We start from the raw sequence: 16472 nt of genomic DNA, 5'->3' as shown, positions 1-16472 counted from the left end.
AAGGGAGGAAAGAGTTTCACTTGGTGATCCGGCCGCCTGAAGTCCAGTGTCGCATCAACGCCCAAGCCAGCAGCGCCGACAGGGCGGACAGGCCCGCCATGGCCAGATAGGAACCGCCGCCCAGACTTTCGTAGAGCCTGCCGCTGAATGGCGTTATCAGGCCGGGCGCCAGTCCGATCGCCATGGCGGCGAAGATGCCCTGGGTGCGGGCCGACAGGCCCGGCGGGACGGCGCGGGCGATGAAGTGAATGGCTCCCAGATGGGCGCAGCCGAACGTCGCCGCGTGCAGCAATTGGGCCAGGACCACCAGGGGCAGGGCGGCTGTGGTTCCCAATATCAGCCAGCGCACCGTCCCGCCCAAGGCGGCGGCCAGCAGCAGGGCGGCGGGACCGAAGCGGCCCACCACCCGGTTGCTGACCGCGAACAGGATGACTTCGGCCACCACGCCTTCGGACCATAACAGGCCGATGACCATGTCCGACAGCCCCGCCGCCTTCCAATGGATGGTGGCGAAGGCGTAATAAACCGTGTGGGCCATCTGGTTGAGCGCCGTTGTTCCCAAAAAGAGCAGGAACAGCGGATTGAGCAGGACTGGCCGCAACGAGGGCGGCTTGTCCTCGTGCCGGGGAACCTTGATGTCGGGCAGGCCGAAACAGGCGGCGGCGGTCAGCAGCAGAGCTCCGCTCATCAGCCAGGGCAACGCCGTCACCGGCCAGGATTCCAGTGTCTTGCCCAGCAAGGTGGCGGCGGCGATGAAGGACAGCGATCCCCAAAGCCGGGCCCGTCCGTAATCCAGTCCATGGCGGCCGACCACCATCATGGCCAGGGTGTCGCCTAAAGGCACCAGACCGGTGAAGGGGAAGATGGCCACCACGCTCAACACCAGAATGGGCAGGAATCCCCCCATCAGCGGAAAGAGCAGCCAGATCACCCCGGCGGCCAGGGCAAGGCGGATCATCAGCAGGCGGCGCTGGCCGCCATGATCGGCCAGATGGCCGATCACCGGGCTGGCCAGGATGCGGGTCAGATAGCCAGCGGCGGCCACCAGCCCGATTTCCGAAGCCGAGAGCCCCCGGCTTTGCAGCCACAGCGGCCAGAACGGGATGTGAATACCTACCGCCACGAACAGGGCGGCGTAGTAGGTTCCCAGCCGCAGGGCGGCGGATTGTGGGCTCATGGCCCGGTCAGGGTGATGCCGCGGTCAGCCAGGGACAGGGGGCAGGCATCGGATTCCAGGAAGCGCCATTCCACTTCGCGCTGGTCGGTCAGCCGTTCGCAGGCGCGAAGCGCGTCGTCAACCTGGCCGGGATGGCACATGATCAGAGTCTTGGGACCAGGGGAATCGGTGAAGCGCCGGAACAGTTCACGGTAAGGGACCTTGCCGGAAAAGTCATAGACGCCCCGGAAGCTGAGATTGTGGGGAATGCCCTCGGCCCGCATGCGGTGGCGAAGTCCGATCCCCAGCAGCGCGATGATGGTGGCCCGGATGGGATCGATGCCGCGTCGGGCAATGGCAAAGGGGTTTTCCCAGCAGGAGCGAACCCATCCGCCTTGGGGCTTCAACCGGCGGCGCCACAGATCCACCACCACATCGCGGATGATGGGGAGCTGATGGACATGGTGATGGCCGTCGAGGAAGTCGGGCGCGCGCCCCATATGGGTTTCGAAGGAATCGACCTGACGCTCCAACTCGGCGGCGATCTCGGATTTGTCCAGGCGGCGCAGGAGAGAGCGCCTGACCATGCCGCCGATGGGCGGCAGTCGCCCCTCGGGCGCCAGGTTGGGCATGGGACCCAGCGGCCGCTGATCGGTCAGCGTCAGGTGCACCCCGAACTGGGCACGGCCCTCCAGGGACTGCAGCAGCTTCGCCTCATCGGGCCAGAAGGCCGAGCCGGTCATGCAGCCTGTGGCCTGAAGACGGCCTTGCCCGATCAGGGCACGAATGGCGACACCCAGGCCTGGGGTCAGTCCATAATCATCGGCGCAAAGGGTGATGGCGGATTTTATCTTCGGCATCAATACAACTCGGACGCCAGCCAGTCACCGATCAGGACGGCGCCCTTGGCATTGAAATGCCCGTCCACGGGGAAGACCAGCCCTTCGCGGTGATGGTCGTGCAGGAGGGGGAATGCGTTGAGGCAGGTGATCGCGGCGTCCTTGCACAGGGGCAGGGCCAGGGCCGCCTGATAATCCGGGGTGGGGAAGTCCCGGCCATTCACCGAATAGACGGCGAAGGGCCCGTCCTCGAAGAACATCCGCTCAGGCAAGAGGACAACCACCAGCCGCGCGCCGGTGGGCGCGATCAGTTCGGCGATCTGGCGCATCATCAGGAAATTGGCCTCGGGCACCCCGGCCTTGACCAGATCCGCCACGGGCGAATGGTCGCGAAGGCGGTAATAGATGGCCTTGGCCCGCGGATACAAGGTGGAGACCAGGGCGGATTCCTGGCTCAGCGTGTCCAGGAAGGTCTTCAGGTTCTGGAAGCGCGGTACCCTGATGCCGGTAAAGTCGTAGATGCGCACCCGTGCTTGGATGGCGGTCTCGCTGTCGCCGGTGCCGACGCTGACCAGATGGCCCGCCACGATACGGTTGGACTCCTGATCCGAAGGCGGCGTGATGAGGTCGTTCCAGCTCATTCCGATCAATATCGTGTCGTTGGCTCCCAGCGATGGCGCCAAGACCCGGACACGGGCCAGGTACTGGTCGATATTGATGGCCGGAATGGCCAGATTGGATACCTTCACCGCCTGATCGCGGCGATTGAGATTCTCCTGCAGGCGATTGGGCCAGGAATCCTCGTCGGAAAGCCCGTGCCCGAAGGTCTGGCTGTCGCCGATCACCAGCAGGCGGCGCGGAGCCTCGGCGGGGGCCGCGGGGACGATGCGGGCCCCGGATGAATCGGCGGCGGCGGGCACATTGGTGAAATCGACCCGATTGTCCATCACCCCCCTGAAGTCCGGGGTCATGATCCAGACGCCACCCGGCCCGCCCTGAAACATGTCCACGGGCAGGCCGGGGCTGGGCGGAGGATTGAATTGCCATGCGACAAGCTCGGCCACCACCAGGAAGGTCAGGCAGGAGACCAGGGTGAGCAGGAGGTTCCCTGCCAAATTGCGCAACCGGGAGGGGCGACGGTAACGGGGCAAATCAGGCTCCTACGAGTATTGGCGCGGGCAGGCGGATGGTGAAGCAGGCGCCGCCGTCCGGCCCGTTTCCGGCTTCCAAAGACCCATTGTGGTCGCGGATGATGCCGTAAGAGATCCATAAACCCAAGCCCGTTCCCTTGCCCACCGGTTTTGTGGTGAAGAAAGGGTCGAAGACCTTGCCGACGATATCGGGAGCGATGCCGGGGCCATTATCGGCGATCTCCAACACGGTCTGGCCGTTTTCCGTTCTGCCCGTCACGGCGACGCGGCCATTGGGGCGGTCCGCCACGGCGTCCTGGGCGTTTTCGATCAGATTGACGATCACCTGATGCAACTGGCCGGGATTGCCGCGCGCCATCAGGCTGTCAGGCAGGTCCAGATCCATGGACGCCAGCCCCTTTTTGCCCGATCCCGACCACTGCACCGCCTTGGCCACCACCTCGCCCAGATCGAATTCCTCGGGCTTGGAGCCAGCGGAGAAGGACAGTCGCTTCAGGCTGCGCACGATATCGGCCACCCGCTGGGCGCCCTCGGCGGTTCCCTCCATCAGGGCGGGCAGGTCGGCCAGGGTGGAATCGATGCGTAGCTTGGCCCGCAGGGACTCGCGCTCCGTCTCGTCGCAACCGGCGTGGATGGCATCCAGATAGGCGGCGATGCGCGCCGAATACTTGGACAGGGCATGGACATTGCCATAGACGAAGCTGATGGGATTGTTGAGCTCGTGGGCCACACCGGCGATCAGACGGCCCAGAGAGGCCATCTTTTCCTGCTGGATCAACTGAGCCTGGGCCGTCTTCAAGGCCTCATAGGCGCGGCGCAGCTCACCCACGGGGCGCCCTGTCAGCACGATTCCCGCTGGCAGACCGCGATGGTCCAGGCGGGTGGCGCAAGACAGCGCCACCGGATCGGTCAGCCCGCCGTCATGGGAGCGGAAACGGACCTCGCGGTCTTGGCTTTCCACCGCGTCGATCCAGCTGAACAGGCGCAACTGGCCGGTGCCTTCGGCCAGCAATTCGTCCAAGGGGCGTTCGAATAGATCCACCTCGGCCAGACCGGTGAGTTGGAGGAAGGCGAGATTGACCTGCTGGATGCGGCCCATTTGATCGCAGACGATCAGGATATCCGACACCGCCGACAGCACGGAATTGATGAAGCGCTGGGCCTCCTCCAGGGCGGTGTTCTTTTCCTCCAGTTCCACCTCGTAGGAGATGAGGTCGGAATAGACCTCCTCCATCTTGCGGATGACCTCGATCCAGGCGGTTTCCTGGGCGCTCGCCATGTCCGGGTCATAGCCGCCCGCGAAGTCGTAGGCCGAGGAGGGCCGGGGGTCGGTATAGGTGGCCATTAATCCTCCCGCTCCAGCCCATAGCGCCGCAGCTTGGCGCGCAAGCCCACGCGGGACAGGCCGGTTTCCTCGGCCACACGGGTGATGTTCCAGCGATGCCGGCTTAAGGATTCCGCCAGCAGCCGGGCCTCAAGCGCCTCGACCTGATCCTTGAGGGTGAGGGGTGCGCCGTGATCGGCCAGGGCGCGGCCTGCCGGACAGATACGGGATTTGAGGCGGGGGCTCAGCAAATCGGGACCGAGAGCCGGACCGTCGGCCAGGGCGACCATGCGCTGAATCTCGTTTTGCAGTTCACGCACATTGCCCGGCCAGTCATAGGTCTGCAACTGGGCGACGGCGTCGGGGGCGAAGCGCAGATTGGGGCGGCCGAATCCCCTGGCCGTGTCGCCCAGCAGGCGTTCGGCCAGCAGCGGCACATCCATGGGGCGCTCGCGCAGGGGAAGCAGATGGATGGGGAAGGCGGCCAGACGATAGAACAGGTCGCGGCGGAAGTGCTTTTCGCGCACCTCCTCTTCCAGATTGCGGTTGGTGGCGGCGATGACGCGCACATCCACTTTGCGGGTTAGGCGCGCGCCAAGGGGACGGATTTCACCTTCTTGCAGCACGCGCAGCAGCTTGACCTGGAAGGCGGGCGAAGTCTCGCCGATCTCGTCGAGGAAGATGGTGCCGCCCGAAGCCTGTTCGAACAGACCGATCCGGTCCTCGTAAGCGCCGGTGAAGGCGCCCTTCTTGCAACCGAACAGTTCGGATTCCAGCAACTGGTCGGGCAGGGCGCCGCAATTCTCCACCACGAAGGGCTTATTGCCGCGGGGCGAATTATAGTGGATGGCGCGGGCCAGCAATTCCTTGCCGGTCCCTGATTCGCCGGTGATCAGCACCGAGATGTCGAAGGACGACACCTTGCGCGCCATCTCGATCACCTCGGTCAGGGGGGAATCGGAAGCGTGGATGATGCTGTCGAAGTGATGCTGGCGCTTCAAAGTGCCGGTCTTTTTGGCGATGGAGCGCTCCAACGCGGCGGGAGGAACCTTGAGGTCCAGGCTGGCCTGGGCGTTTTCACGTTGCAGGGCGTAAAGCTTCAGGGCGCCGTGCAGGGTATGAACCAGCTCATCGGGTTCCCACGGCTTGGTTATGTAACGGTAGATCCCGGCCTCGTTGACACCGGCGATAATGTCCTCGGCCTCGGAATAGCCGGAAATGATCATGCGCACCGGATCGGGCCAGCGGTCGCGGACGGCCTTGAGGAAGTCCACGCCCTGGATGCCCGGCATGCGCTGATCGCACAAGATGGCGTGGACCATTTCCTGCTCCAGCAAGCCCTCGGCTTCTTGAGCGGTGGAGGCGGTCAGCACCTGGAACTCGTCGGCCAAGACCCGGCGCAGTGCCTCCTGCGACTGCTTTTCATCGTCCACCACCAGAATGATCGGCAGGCTGGTCATTGAGGCGGGGCTCCAGTGGTCAGAAGGGCTTAAGGTGCGCTATTCTTGGGCTGACGGCCCGCAGTGGTCAACTCTTTACCAGCGTGGATGGATCATGACCGGCTTGATGGGCGAAATCGCCACGACCCGCGTGGAGAAGGGCTCCCTCGCCCTGTGGTTCCTGGGCCAGAACGGCTGGATGATCAAGTCTCCGGCGGGACATGTCCTGGCCGTCGATCCTTATCTTTCCAATTCCTGCCATCCGTCGCGGCGCGGCCTCGACCTTGACCGGCGGGTGCCGGTATTGGTCGCGCCCGAGGAGTTGCGGGCCGATCTGCTGCTGTGCAGCCATTCCCACAAGGACCATGCCGATCCCGACACCCTGTGCGGCTGCGCCCGCAGCGGAAGGGTCAAGGCCTTCGCCGGGCCGGGCGATACCCAGGCGGTGCTGGCCGCGGCCAGTGTCGCGGAAAGCGACCGGATTCTGACCTGGCCCAACCATCAGATCGCGCTGGGCGACCTGACCGTCACCGGAACCTTCGCCCTGCCCACCGATGCGGGTGATCTCACCCATATGGGCTTTGTCATCGAGGGCGATGGCGGCCCTAAGGTCTGGATCACCGGCGATACCGCCTGGTGCGACCTGCTGGCCGAGGCGGGCGCCAAGCACAGTCCCGACGCCATTTGCCTGCCCATCAACGGCGGCTATGCCAATCTGTCCCACTGGGAAGCGGCGGAGCTGGTCCGTCGGGTGGGACCCGCCCAGGCCATCCCGTGTCACTGGGACATGTTCGCCGACAATTCCTGCTCGCCCCATATGTTCGAGGCGTCCTTGAAGGTCAAGGAGGTGAAGGACGTCTACCGCCTGCCGGTCCACGGGCAAAAGATGTTGATCGAGGTTCGGTAGAACCACGTATTTGCCCGAGTTTTGAGCGCCTAATGAGCCGGTTCGGTGCAAAATTCCTGTGCAAATGCTGAAAAGACAGTGGCCTGGGCTGGCATGGCGGTTGCGTTGATTGCTCCGGAAGGTGTGATTCGGGAGTGAGTAATGATCGAGCAATTGCTTCAGTTGACGGGCGGCGTGGCCTCGGTGGCCGATGACAAGATCATGCGTATCAACGGGATTACCCGTCGGTCCAAGATGCTGGCGCTCAACGCCACCATCGAGGCCCACCGCGTCGGCTCGGCGGGGATGGGCTTCGCGGTGGTGGCCGATGAGGTCAAGGCCATCTCCAACGAGATCGCCCTGCTGACCGATTCCTTGCAAGGAGAGTTGCGCGGCCGGTTGGGCGAATTGTCGCGGTTTGGCGAAAGTCTGGCGTCTCAGGTGCGGCAGGTGCGGGGCGAGCGTCTGGCCGATCTGGCCCACAACACCATCGAGGTGATGGACCGCAACCTCTATGAGCGCTCCTGCGATGTGCGCTGGTGGGCGACCGATGCGGCCGTGGTGGCCTGCGCCGGGCGGCCGGGCGAAAAGGCCGTCGCCGACCATACATGCCGCCGTCTCGGCGTGATCCTCGATTCCTACACCGTCTATCTCGACCTGTGGGTGGCCGATGCCCAGGGCCGCGTCGTCGCCAATGGCCGGAATGGGCGCTATCCCGGCGTGGTGGGCACCGACGTTTCCGGCGAAGCCTGGTTTCGCGACGCCATGGCCACGCAAAGCGGCGGCGACTTCGCGGTAGCGGATGTGTCCAGGGCGCCCGGCCTCGGCAACGCCATGGTGGCCACCTATGCTACCGCCATCCGTGAGAACGGAGAGGCCGACGGCAAGCCCATTGGGGCGCTGGGCATCTTCTTTGATTGGGAGGCCCAGGCCCAGGGCATCGTCGACGGCGTGCGGCTCGCCCCCCAGGACAAGGCGCGGTCGCGCTGCCTGCTGCTGGATTCGCGACATCGGGTGATCGCGTCCTCCGACCGGACCGGCGTGCTGAGCGAGACCTTCGCTTTGCGCACCGATCAGGGCGAGCGCGGCTTCTATATTGATCCCACCGGCGTGATGATCGGTTATGCCCGCACCCCCGGCTATGAGACCTATGAAGGCCTTGGCTGGTACGGAGTGATCGTCCAGCGCGTCTAGAATGCCCTTGAATACACCACAGGCAGCCAGACCAGGGCGAACAGGGTGCTGGCGGCGACGGCAATGGCGGCGCGGTCGGGGTGGATGTTGCGCAAATTGGCGTGCACCACCGTGACGGCGGCCAGCGGCACCAGGGATTCGATCAGCAGAACCTGATGCCCGACCCGCCCGAAGACATGCAGCCAGCCTTTGTCCAGCCAGACAAAGCCCAGGGCCAAGGCGGGCCATAGGGCGAATTTCAACGCGAAGGTAAAGGCGGTGAAGCCGAAATCCAGGCGGAGCGAGCGTAACTGGGCCAGACCCAGCCCGACGATCATCATGCCCACCGGTACGAAACCGCCAGACAACAGGTCCACGGCCTGCATCACCTGGACGGGCACCTTGAGGCCCGACAGATTGAGCGCGGCTCCCAGCCAGCAGGCATGCAGGCCGGGATATTTCAGCACCCGCATCAAGGCTCCGCCCACCGAGGCCTCGGCGCGGGCCACGGTGTAAAAGCCCACTGAATTCTCGTAAGCCGTGGCGCCGAACGATACCATCACCACATAGGGCAGGGAGTCCGGCCCCACCAGGGCCAGGCAGGCGGGAATGCCGAAGAAGCCGGTGTTGCCAGTACCGCTGGTGAAGGCGGCGATGCGCTCGCGCCCGTCCTTCCAGAACCGGCCCGCCAGGGGCGCGGTGAGCAGCGCCACCACGGAGCACAGGCCGAAGACCACGAAGGGCAGGGCCAGAAGCGCTCCCCTAAGATCGGCGGTGACGAAACCCTTGAACACCACGGCGGGTGACAGCACGAACAGGGCGAGGCGGCCGAGATCCTGGCCCTTGACCCCGCCAAATCGTCCCAGCACAAAGCCGATCCCCATCAGCAGATAAAGCGGCACCAGTTTCAGCGCCAGGGACGTGTCGAAGGGTAGGATCATCGCACCAGGATCGCTCTGAAGTCGTTGACGTTGGTCAGCGTGGGTCCAATCTTAACAAGATCGCCCAACGCATTGAAAAAACCGTAAGAATCGTTCTCGCGAAGATAATCTTCCGCATGAAGTCCGCGCGATCTCGCCCGCTCCAAGGTGTCGGGTGTGATCAGGGCCCCGGCATTATCCTCGGTGCCGTCGATGCCGTCGGTATCGCAGGCGATGGCGTCGACACCCTGGGTGTCCTTGAGGGCCAAGGCCAGGGCCAGGGCGAATTCCGCGTTGGGACCGCCCTTGCCTATGCCCCGGATGGTGACGGTGGCCTCGCCGCCCGAAAGGATCACCGCAGGCATGGGAACCGGCTGCTGATGGGCGCGGATGGATCTGACGATACCGGCCATGACCTTGGCCATTTCGCGGGCCTCGCCTTCCAGGGCGTCGCCCAGCAGCAACGGCATGAATCCGGCCCGCGCCGCCACTAGGGCAGCGGCCTCCAGCGAGCGCTGGGGCGTGGCGATCAGGTGATATTCGGCCTGGGATAGCGTCTTCGGCGTTTCCGCCGCCGGATCAATGAGGCGGGCGGCAATGGCCGGTGAGGGGGTAATACCGTACTTGGCCAGCACGCCCCGCGCCTCGTCCAGGGTGGTGGGATCGGGCACCGTGGGGCCCGAGGCGATCACCGAAGGATCGTCGCCGGGCACGTCGGAGATGGCCAGTGTCACCAGACGCGCCGGGGCGGCCAGGGCCGCGAGGCGGCCGCCCTTGACGGCGGAGAGGTGCTTTCTCACGCAATTGATTTCGCCGATGGCCGCGCCCGATCGCAGCAGCGCTCCGGTCAGGCTCTGCTTTTCCGTCAGGGTGATGTCGGGAGCCGGGCAGGCCAGGAGTGCCGAACCGCCGCCCGAGATCAGGCACAGGACCAGATCGTCGGGTCCCACTGTCCCCAGCATCTCGATCATGCGGGCCGCGGCGGCCGCGCCAGCGGCATCGGGCACGGGATGGGCGGCTTCGGCCACCTCGATGCGCCGGGTCGGCACCGAATGGCCATAGCGGGTGACCACCAGACCGGACAACGGGCCGGTCCAGTTGTCTTCCACGGAGCGGGCCATGGCGGCGGCGGCCTTGCCCGCGCCGATCACCAGGGTGCGGCCCGGCGGCGGAGCGGGCAGGGCGGGCGGCAGGCACAGCGACGGCTTGGCCGTCTCGACCGCCGCTTCGAACATGCGCCGCAGAATGCTCATCTTCTGGACTCCGTCCCTCTTTGTGGGCTCAATGGTCACACCAGTAGACAGCGGAAACGACCCATGAGCAATCCCGGCACGCTGGACGGCGTCCTTGCCCCCGTCCTCACCCCCTTCACCAATACGTTGATGCCTCATCTGCCGCTGTTCGTCGGTCTCGCCCGTCATCTGATGGGCCAGGGACTGGGCTTGGCGCCGTTCGGCACCACCAGCGAAGGCAATTCCCTGGGCGTGGCGGAAAAGGTGGAGTTGCTCGATGCCTTGGTCGGGGCGGGTCTGGACATGGGCCGCGTCATGCCGGGAACGGGATGCTGCGCGCTGAGCGATTCCGTGGCCTTGACCAGCCATGCGGTCAAGCGGGGTTGCGGCGGCGTTCTGATGCTGCCGCCCTTCTATTACAAGAATCCCAGCGAGGACGGGCTGTTTGCCGCCTTTGCCGAGGTTATCGAGCGGGTGGGCGACGACCGCCTTCGGCTCTATCTCTACCATTTCCCGCAGCAGAGCCAGATTCCCATCACCCATGGGCTGATCGAGCGCCTGCTGGCCGCCTATCCCGCAACCGTGGTGGGAATCAAGGATTCCTCGGGCGATCTGGCCAATATGGAGACCATGTGCCGGGCCTATCCCGGCTTCAAGGTGTTCTCGGGTACCGAACGCTTCATCCTGCCGGTGATGCGGGCCGGAGGGGCGGGCTGTATCAGCGCCAACGCCAATATCCACGGCCCGGCCATGCTGGATCTGTGGCGACGCTGGCAGGAGCCTGAGGCCGAGCGCTTGCAGGCTGATCTGGGGGTGTTCCGCGCCATCATGGAGGGCATGCCGCTCATCGCCGCGCTCAAGGCCCTGACGGCGCGGCGCACCGGGGAATATGGCTGGCGGCGGGTACGGCCGCCCTTGGTGGCCCTGGCCCCCGAAGCCGAGATCCAACTGGTCGAGCGCCTGGGTCAGGCGGGCATCGTCCTCTGAGGCTCCGGCCCGATCAGCTGTAGCGCTCTTCCTTCCACGGATCGCCTTCCCCGTGATAGCCGCGCAATTCCCAGTATCCGGGGGTGTCGTGGTCGGAGAAGGTGATGTGGCGCAGCCATTTGGCGCTTTTCCAGAAATACAGCTTGGGGATCACCGCGCGGACCGGCCCGCCATGATCGCGGCTCAAGGGCTGGCCCTGCCAGGAATGGGCCAGAAGCACGTCGGAATCATCGAAGCGCGCCAGGGGAATATTGGTGGTGTAGCCGTCGAAGCTGCGCAACAGCAGGAAGCGCACGTTCTTGCGCGGCCGGACCATCTTGAGAAGATGTTTGGCCGAGACACCTGCCCATGTGTTGTCGTAGCGCGACCAGGTGGTGACGCAATGGATGTCGGTGACCAGTTCGGTCTGGGGCTGGGCCATGAAGGTCTGCCAATCCCAGCGGATGGGATTGTCCACCATGCCGCCGACGCTCAAAGTCCAGTCCCGCGTCGTAAGATTGGGCTGGTCGCCCAGGTCGAGGACGGGAAAATCGACGGTCTCCCTCTGGCCGGGCGGCAGGCGGCGGGCGGCGGGTGTGGTCTTCTCGCCGGTCAGGGCGCGGCCTTCGCGGGCCCATTTCTCCTTGGCGGCGGTCAGCTTGTCTTTATCGGTCATGGTCTGTTTCCGGGCGTCATGCCCAAGAGATGGGGGCTTAGCCCTTGTCGCGCATCAGGCGGGCCTTGTCGCGGTTCCAATCCCGCTCCTTGATGGCTTCGCGCTTGTCATGCAGCTTCTTGCCCTTGGCCAGACCCAACTGGACCTTGGCGATGCCCCTTTGAGCGAAATGGATGTCCAGCGGCACCAGGGTCATGCCGTCCTTGGCGATGGCGCTCATCAGCTTGGCCATCTCGCGCTTGTGCAGCAGCAGCTTTCTGGGCCGCCGCGTTTCGTGCGGGAAGGGCATCTTGGACTGGTATTCGGGAATATAGGCGTTGAACAGGTAAAGCTCGCCCTGCATGGGGCCGGCAAAGGCTTCGTTGATGTTGCCTTTGCCGACCCGCAGGGACTTGACCTCAGTTCCGACCAGCATGATGCCGGCCTCGACCTCGCTCACGATGAAGTATTCGTGGCGTGCCCGGCGGTTCTGTGCGGCGACGTGGCCGGGGAGCACCATGACTTTATCCTTTCTACTATGTCCCTCAGGCGGCGGGCGGGCGCCGTGCGCCCTTGCCTCCCGCGCCATTAGGCGCGCGGCCCTTTGGGCCTAACCCTGTCCCGATGAGCGAGGCTCATCGGGACAGGGTGTTCAGATCAGGCCAGCGGCCTTCATGGCCGCCTCGACCCGGTGGCGGGCATTCTCGCTGGCCGGGACAAGGGGCAGGCGCACGTCGGGGGTGGACTTGCCCAGCAGGCTGGCGGCGTATTTCACCGGAGCCGGGCTGGTCTCGCAGAACAGGGCGTCATGGAGCGGCATGAGCTTCTTGTTCAGCGCGTCGCAGGTGGCGAAGTCGCGGGCCGCCCAGGCATTCTGCATCTGGGAGCACAGCTTGGGCGCGATATTGGAGGTCACCGAGATGCAGCCCACGCCGCCCTGGGCGTTGAAGGCGATGGCGGTGGCGTCCTCGCCCGACAACTGGCAAAGCCGCTCGCCCAGGGCGGCGCGGATGCGCAAGGGCCGCGCCAGATCGGCGGTGGCGTCCTTGATGCCCGCGATATTGGGCAGGGCCGACAGGCGCACGAAGGTCTCGACGCTGATGTCGATCACCGAGCGGCCGGGGATGTTGTAGACAATGATCGGGATGTCCACCGACGTGGCGATGGCCTCGAAATGGCGGAACAGGCCTTCCTGGGAGGGCTTGTTGTAATAGGGCGCCACCACCAGGGCGGCGTCGGCTCCGGCCTTCTTGGCATGACGGGTCAGCGCAACGGCCTCGTCCGTGGAGTTGGAACCGGTACCGGCAATGACCGGAACCTTGCCGCGGGCCACTTCGATGCACAGTTCCACCACGCGATGATGCTCGTCATGCGACAGAGTGGGGGACTCGCCGGTGGTGCCGCAGGGAACCAGGGCATGGGTGCCCTCGGCGATCTGCCAGGCGGCGAGATCCTGGAACGCTTTCTCGTCCACGCTCCCGTTGCGGAAGGGGGTGATGAGAGCGGTGATGGATCCCTTGAACATGGCAGTCTTCCCAAATGGGGTGGTCGAAAGAGCTTGGGACATTAGCCGCAACCGCAAGCCGGAGCAAGACGACCATGCGCCAATTACAGGGAAATCGGGTGTAGGATTCCCGTCGTCCCTCTCTTCGTCATTGCCGTGAAAGCGGTTCGGCTTGAAAGGCCTTGTGCGAGGCCTCTAGAATGCGCCTCCGATTGAATGATCCCACTGGATGTCTCCGTTGAAGGTTCTGTCCGCTATCCTCCTCGCCGCTGTGATCGTCCTCGGCCTGCCTCAACCGGCCTCGGCCGAGGCGGACATGGCCCTGACCCGCCAAGCCGTCGCGGCGGCCAAGCGTGATCATTTCGACGAAGCAGCCCGGCTGGCGCGCCAGTCAGGGTCCAAGGTTCTGCCCCGGCTGGTGACCTGGATGGCCTATGTCTCGGGACGCTCGGGAGCCGATTTCGCCCAGTTGGCGGCCTTCATCCATGCCAATCCCGAATGGCCGATGATGAGCCAGATGACCAAGCGGGCCGAGGAATCCATCACCGCCGCCACGCCCACCGCCCAGGTGCTGGCCTGGTTCGACAGCCACCCGCCCACCACCGCCGATGGCGGGCAGGCCTTCGCCCGCGCTTTGTTCGCCGCCGGGCGGGACGAACAGGCGGTGCAGGTCATCCGCGACACCTGGGTCAATCAGAGTTTCGGGGCGCTTCAGGAAAAGCAGTATCTCAACCTGCTGGGCGAGCATCTGCGCTACGAGGACCATTGGCGCCGTTTGGACCGGCTGCTGTGGGACCGTCAGGAAACCTCGGTCCAGCGCATGATCATGAAGGTGGATGCGGGCCATCGCGCCGTGGCCCAGGCCCGGCTGGCCCTTCAATCGGGAAAATCCAATCCCGAGCCGCTGATCAACGCGATCCCCGCCAGTTTGCGCGACGATCCCGGCCTGATCTACGAGCGCGTCCGCTGGCGCCGCCAGAAGGATCTGGACGAGGACGCGCTGGATCTTCTGTCCCATCCATCGCGCAACAAGGTCCGTCCCGATCTGTGGTGGCAAGAACGCGCCATCCTGGCCAGGCGCGCCCTGCAGAAGGGCTTGGTGTCCAAGGCCTATCAGGCGGCGGCCGATCACGGCCTGGAGGGCGGCACCCAATATGTGGACGCCGAATTCCTGGCCGGTTGGGTGGCTTTGCGCTTCCTCGACGACAAGACCACCGCCATCCATCACTTCACCCGGTTGCACGAATGGGCCAGCCATCCCATTTCGCGCGCCCGTGCCGCTTACTGGGCGGGCCGGGCTTTCGAGGCCTCGGGGGACGCCAAGGCCAAGGACTGGTACACGCGGGCCGCGCGCTATTCCACCACCTATTACGGTCAGCTGGGCGCCTCGCGCCTGGGCGACCATCACTGGCCGCTGCCCGACGAGCCGCAGCCGACGCCCGAGGATGTGGCCCGTTTCGAGGGCCGCGATGTGGTGGCCGCCGCCCGCTTGCTGATGCAGGTGGGAGAGGGCGAATTACTGCGTTCGTTCCTGATCCGCCTCAACGACACGGTCCAGACGCCGGGCGAACGTGCCCTGGTGGCGGGGATCGCCAGCCGCACCGGACGCCATGATCTGGGGCTGACCGTGGCGCGCCGTTCGGATCGCGAGGGCGTCACCCTGGTGCAGGCGGGCTGGCCGGTGCCGGAACTGGATGCCGACGAGACCAATCCGGAAAAGGCTTTGGTTCTGGCCCTGATCCGCCAGGAAAGCGGCTTCGTCGCCGATATCGAATCACCGGCCGGGGCCAAGGGACTGATGCAGCTTCTGCCGTCGACCGCCTCCAAGGTGGCCAGGGCGCTCGGCCTGAAATACCACGTCAACAAGCTGGACGACCCCAATTTCAACGTGCAGGTGGGCTCGGCCTATCTGCGTGATCTGGTGAACGATTTCGAGGGGTCTTACATCCTGGCCCTGGCGTCCTACAATGCCGGGCCGGGCCGGGCGCGCCGCTGGATCAGGGAATATGGCGATCCCCGCGATAACGGCACCGATGTGGTGGACTGGGTGGAAATGATTCCCTTCAGCGAGACCCGCAATTATGTCCAGAGGGTGATGGAAAGCGTCGCCGTCTACCGGCGCCGCCTGGGCAAGACCGCGGGGCCGACCCTGGAAGCGGATTTGCGGCGCTGGGCACGGCGCACCGCGGAGGCCCAGCCGTGACCCTGGCTCCCGTCAGGGTGTGCGTCTTCGATGCTTACGGCACCCTGTTCGACCTGAACGGTCTTTCCCGATTGGTGCGCGATGATCTGGGCGAGCGCGCCGATACCTTGCTGAGGTTGTGGCGCAAGCGACAGATGGAACTGAGCTGGCTGCCGTTGCGGCCCGGCGTTCACGCCGATTTCTGGCGGCTGACCGACGAGGCACTGGACTTCGCCATGGACACGCTCGGTCTGGACGACCGGGGCTTGCGTCTGCGCCTGATGGAGGGATGGCTCAATCCCGAGCTTTATCCCGACACGGAAGGCGCGCTCGACCGCTTGCGGGAGATGGGCTATCCGATGGCGATTTTATCCAACGGGTCGCTCGCCATGCTGAAATCCACGCTGGTCATGCCGGGAATTCGAAACACGGTGGATGCGGTTCTGTCCGCCCAATCGGTGGGGCGTTTCAAGCCCGATCCCCTGGTTTATCAACTGGCTACCACCCATTTCGGCTTGGCGCCGGAAAGCGTATGCTATGTCTCGGCCAATGCCTGGGATGTGAGCGGTGCCTCCGCTTTCGGTTTCCAGGTGGTGTGGATCAACCGCGACAAGGTTCCGGCGGAGAAATTGCCGCTGGGCACAAAGGCGACGGTGGCAAGTCTGGCCGAGTTGCCGGCAATTCTGGGAGGCTGAGCCATGGGCGAACTGGACGAAATGGAAGAATTACGGGCCGAGAACGAGGCTCTGCGCGCCGAGTTGGAAGAGTTGCGGGCCGAGATCGAGGAACTTCAGGGGGAAGCCGATCTGGATGCCTGCCACGTCGCCGGGCTGACCGCCCAGATCCGCGCCCTGATTGCCGAGGGTGACGCCTGCCCCAACAAGGACGCGCATCCTCTGCTGGTGCGTGAAAACTATATCCATGCGCGGACGGGGGAGATCGTCTCCAAGACCCGTGCTTTCCCTCTCTATCGCGAGGCCTTCGATACCGAGGCCGCGCGCTTGGGCATCCAGAATCCCGAAAAGATCCGGGGCTGATCTGGCCC

Annotated in this window: 16 protein-coding genes; 6 read left to right on the top strand and 10 right to left on the bottom strand. The window is 65.0% G+C overall.

The window, feature by feature from the left end; all coding sequences use genetic code 11:
- Positions 1-16: 16 nt before the first annotated feature.
- Genes CCC_RS11050 through CCC_RS11030 form a run of 5 tightly spaced genes read right to left on the bottom strand, consistent with a single transcriptional unit; the run spans position 17 to position 5930 of the window.
- Positions 17-1177 (bottom strand): MFS transporter, encoded by a 1161-nt coding sequence (locus CCC_RS11050; protein ID WP_009867216.1) that lies wholly within the window; start codon positions 1175-1177, stop codon positions 17-19.
- Positions 1174-2016 carry a ChbG/HpnK family deacetylase gene (locus CCC_RS11045; RefSeq protein WP_009867217.1) on the bottom strand — a complete coding sequence of 281 codons (843 nt, stop codon included), beginning with the start codon at positions 2014-2016 and terminating at the stop codon, positions 1174-1176. The genes CCC_RS11050 and CCC_RS11045 overlap by 4 nt, the downstream gene beginning before the upstream one ends.
- Complete coding sequence (locus CCC_RS11040) at positions 2016-3110, bottom strand: SGNH/GDSL hydrolase family protein (RefSeq protein WP_152619759.1); 1095 nt, start codon at positions 3108-3110, stop codon at positions 2016-2018. Before CCC_RS11040 ends, CCC_RS11045 begins: the two co-directional genes overlap by 1 nt.
- A gap of 37 nt (positions 3111-3147) precedes the next feature.
- Positions 3148-4491, bottom strand: coding sequence for a sensor histidine kinase (locus tag CCC_RS11035; protein WP_041041274.1), 1344 nt, complete (start codon positions 4489-4491; stop codon positions 3148-3150).
- Positions 4491-5930: a sigma-54-dependent transcriptional regulator gene (locus CCC_RS11030; protein WP_009867293.1), complete on the bottom strand. Its 1440-nt coding sequence runs from the start codon at positions 5928-5930 to the stop codon at positions 4491-4493. Before CCC_RS11030 ends, CCC_RS11035 begins: the two co-directional genes overlap by 1 nt.
- 94 nt (positions 5931-6024) lie before the next feature.
- Between CCC_RS11030 and CCC_RS11025 the strand changes: the two genes are divergently transcribed.
- The gene (locus tag CCC_RS11025) at positions 6025-6816 is read left to right on the top strand and encodes an MBL fold metallo-hydrolase (RefSeq protein ID WP_009867294.1); all 792 of its coding nucleotides are present in this window, start codon (positions 6025-6027) and stop codon (positions 6814-6816) included.
- 141 nt (positions 6817-6957) lie between these two features.
- Positions 6958-7989: a methyl-accepting chemotaxis protein gene (locus CCC_RS11020; RefSeq protein ID WP_009867295.1), complete on the top strand. Its 1032-nt coding sequence runs from the start codon at positions 6958-6960 to the stop codon at positions 7987-7989.
- Here CCC_RS11020 and CCC_RS11015 read toward each other — a convergent pair.
- Together CCC_RS11015 and CCC_RS11010 are read right to left on the bottom strand one after the other, a co-directional pair.
- Positions 7986-8909: an AEC family transporter gene (locus tag CCC_RS11015; protein WP_041041272.1), complete on the bottom strand. Its 924-nt coding sequence runs from the start codon at positions 8907-8909 to the stop codon at positions 7986-7988. The genes CCC_RS11020 and CCC_RS11015 overlap by 4 nt on opposite strands.
- Positions 8906-10141: a glycerate kinase type-2 family protein gene (locus CCC_RS11010; RefSeq protein ID WP_009868804.1), complete on the bottom strand. Its 1236-nt coding sequence runs from the start codon at positions 10139-10141 to the stop codon at positions 8906-8908. The genes CCC_RS11015 and CCC_RS11010 overlap by 4 nt, the downstream gene beginning before the upstream one ends.
- 63 nt (positions 10142-10204) lie before the next feature.
- Between CCC_RS11010 and CCC_RS11005 the strand changes: the two genes are divergently transcribed.
- Positions 10205-11107, top strand: a complete 903-nt coding sequence (locus tag CCC_RS11005) for a dihydrodipicolinate synthase family protein (RefSeq protein WP_009868803.1) — start codon at positions 10205-10207, stop codon at positions 11105-11107.
- 13 nt (positions 11108-11120) lie between these two features.
- On the opposite strand, the gene CCC_RS11000 is transcribed toward CCC_RS11005, so the two are convergent.
- The 3 genes from CCC_RS11000 to dapA form a co-directional block, all read right to left on the bottom strand.
- Positions 11121-11762 (bottom strand): sulfite oxidase-like oxidoreductase, encoded by a 642-nt coding sequence (locus CCC_RS11000; protein WP_009868802.1) that lies wholly within the window; start codon positions 11760-11762, stop codon positions 11121-11123.
- A 37-nt stretch (positions 11763-11799) separates the two neighbouring features.
- The gene (smpB, locus tag CCC_RS10995) at positions 11800-12261 is read right to left on the bottom strand and encodes an SsrA-binding protein SmpB (protein ID WP_009868801.1); all 462 of its coding nucleotides are present in this window, start codon (positions 12259-12261) and stop codon (positions 11800-11802) included.
- Positions 12262-12393: 132 nt separating this feature from the next.
- Positions 12394-13266, bottom strand: coding sequence for a 4-hydroxy-tetrahydrodipicolinate synthase (dapA, locus tag CCC_RS10990; RefSeq protein ID WP_009868800.1), 873 nt, complete (start codon positions 13264-13266; stop codon positions 12394-12396).
- Positions 13267-13483: 217 nt separating this feature from the next.
- Here dapA and CCC_RS10985 point away from each other — a divergent pair, with 217 nt between their 5' ends.
- Genes CCC_RS10985 through CCC_RS10975 form a run of 3 tightly spaced genes read left to right on the top strand, consistent with a single transcriptional unit; the run spans position 13484 to position 16464 of the window.
- Positions 13484-15448, top strand: coding sequence for a lytic transglycosylase domain-containing protein (locus tag CCC_RS10985; RefSeq protein ID WP_009868799.1), 1965 nt, complete (start codon positions 13484-13486; stop codon positions 15446-15448).
- Positions 15445-16122 (top strand): haloacid dehalogenase type II, encoded by a 678-nt coding sequence (locus tag CCC_RS10980; RefSeq protein ID WP_009868798.1) that lies wholly within the window; start codon positions 15445-15447, stop codon positions 16120-16122. Before CCC_RS10985 ends, CCC_RS10980 begins: the two co-directional genes overlap by 4 nt.
- Before the next feature lie 3 nt (positions 16123-16125).
- On the top strand, positions 16126-16464 hold the full coding sequence (locus CCC_RS10975) for a hypothetical protein (RefSeq protein ID WP_009868797.1): 339 nt from the start codon (positions 16126-16128) through the stop codon (positions 16462-16464).
- Positions 16465-16472 lie beyond the last annotated feature (8 nt).

Source organism: Paramagnetospirillum magnetotacticum MS-1 (genome assembly GCF_000829825.1).
Taxonomy (GTDB): Bacteria; Pseudomonadota; Alphaproteobacteria; order Rhodospirillales; family Magnetospirillaceae; genus Phaeospirillum; species Phaeospirillum magnetotacticum.
This window is presented reverse-complemented; position numbering and strand designations above follow the sequence as displayed.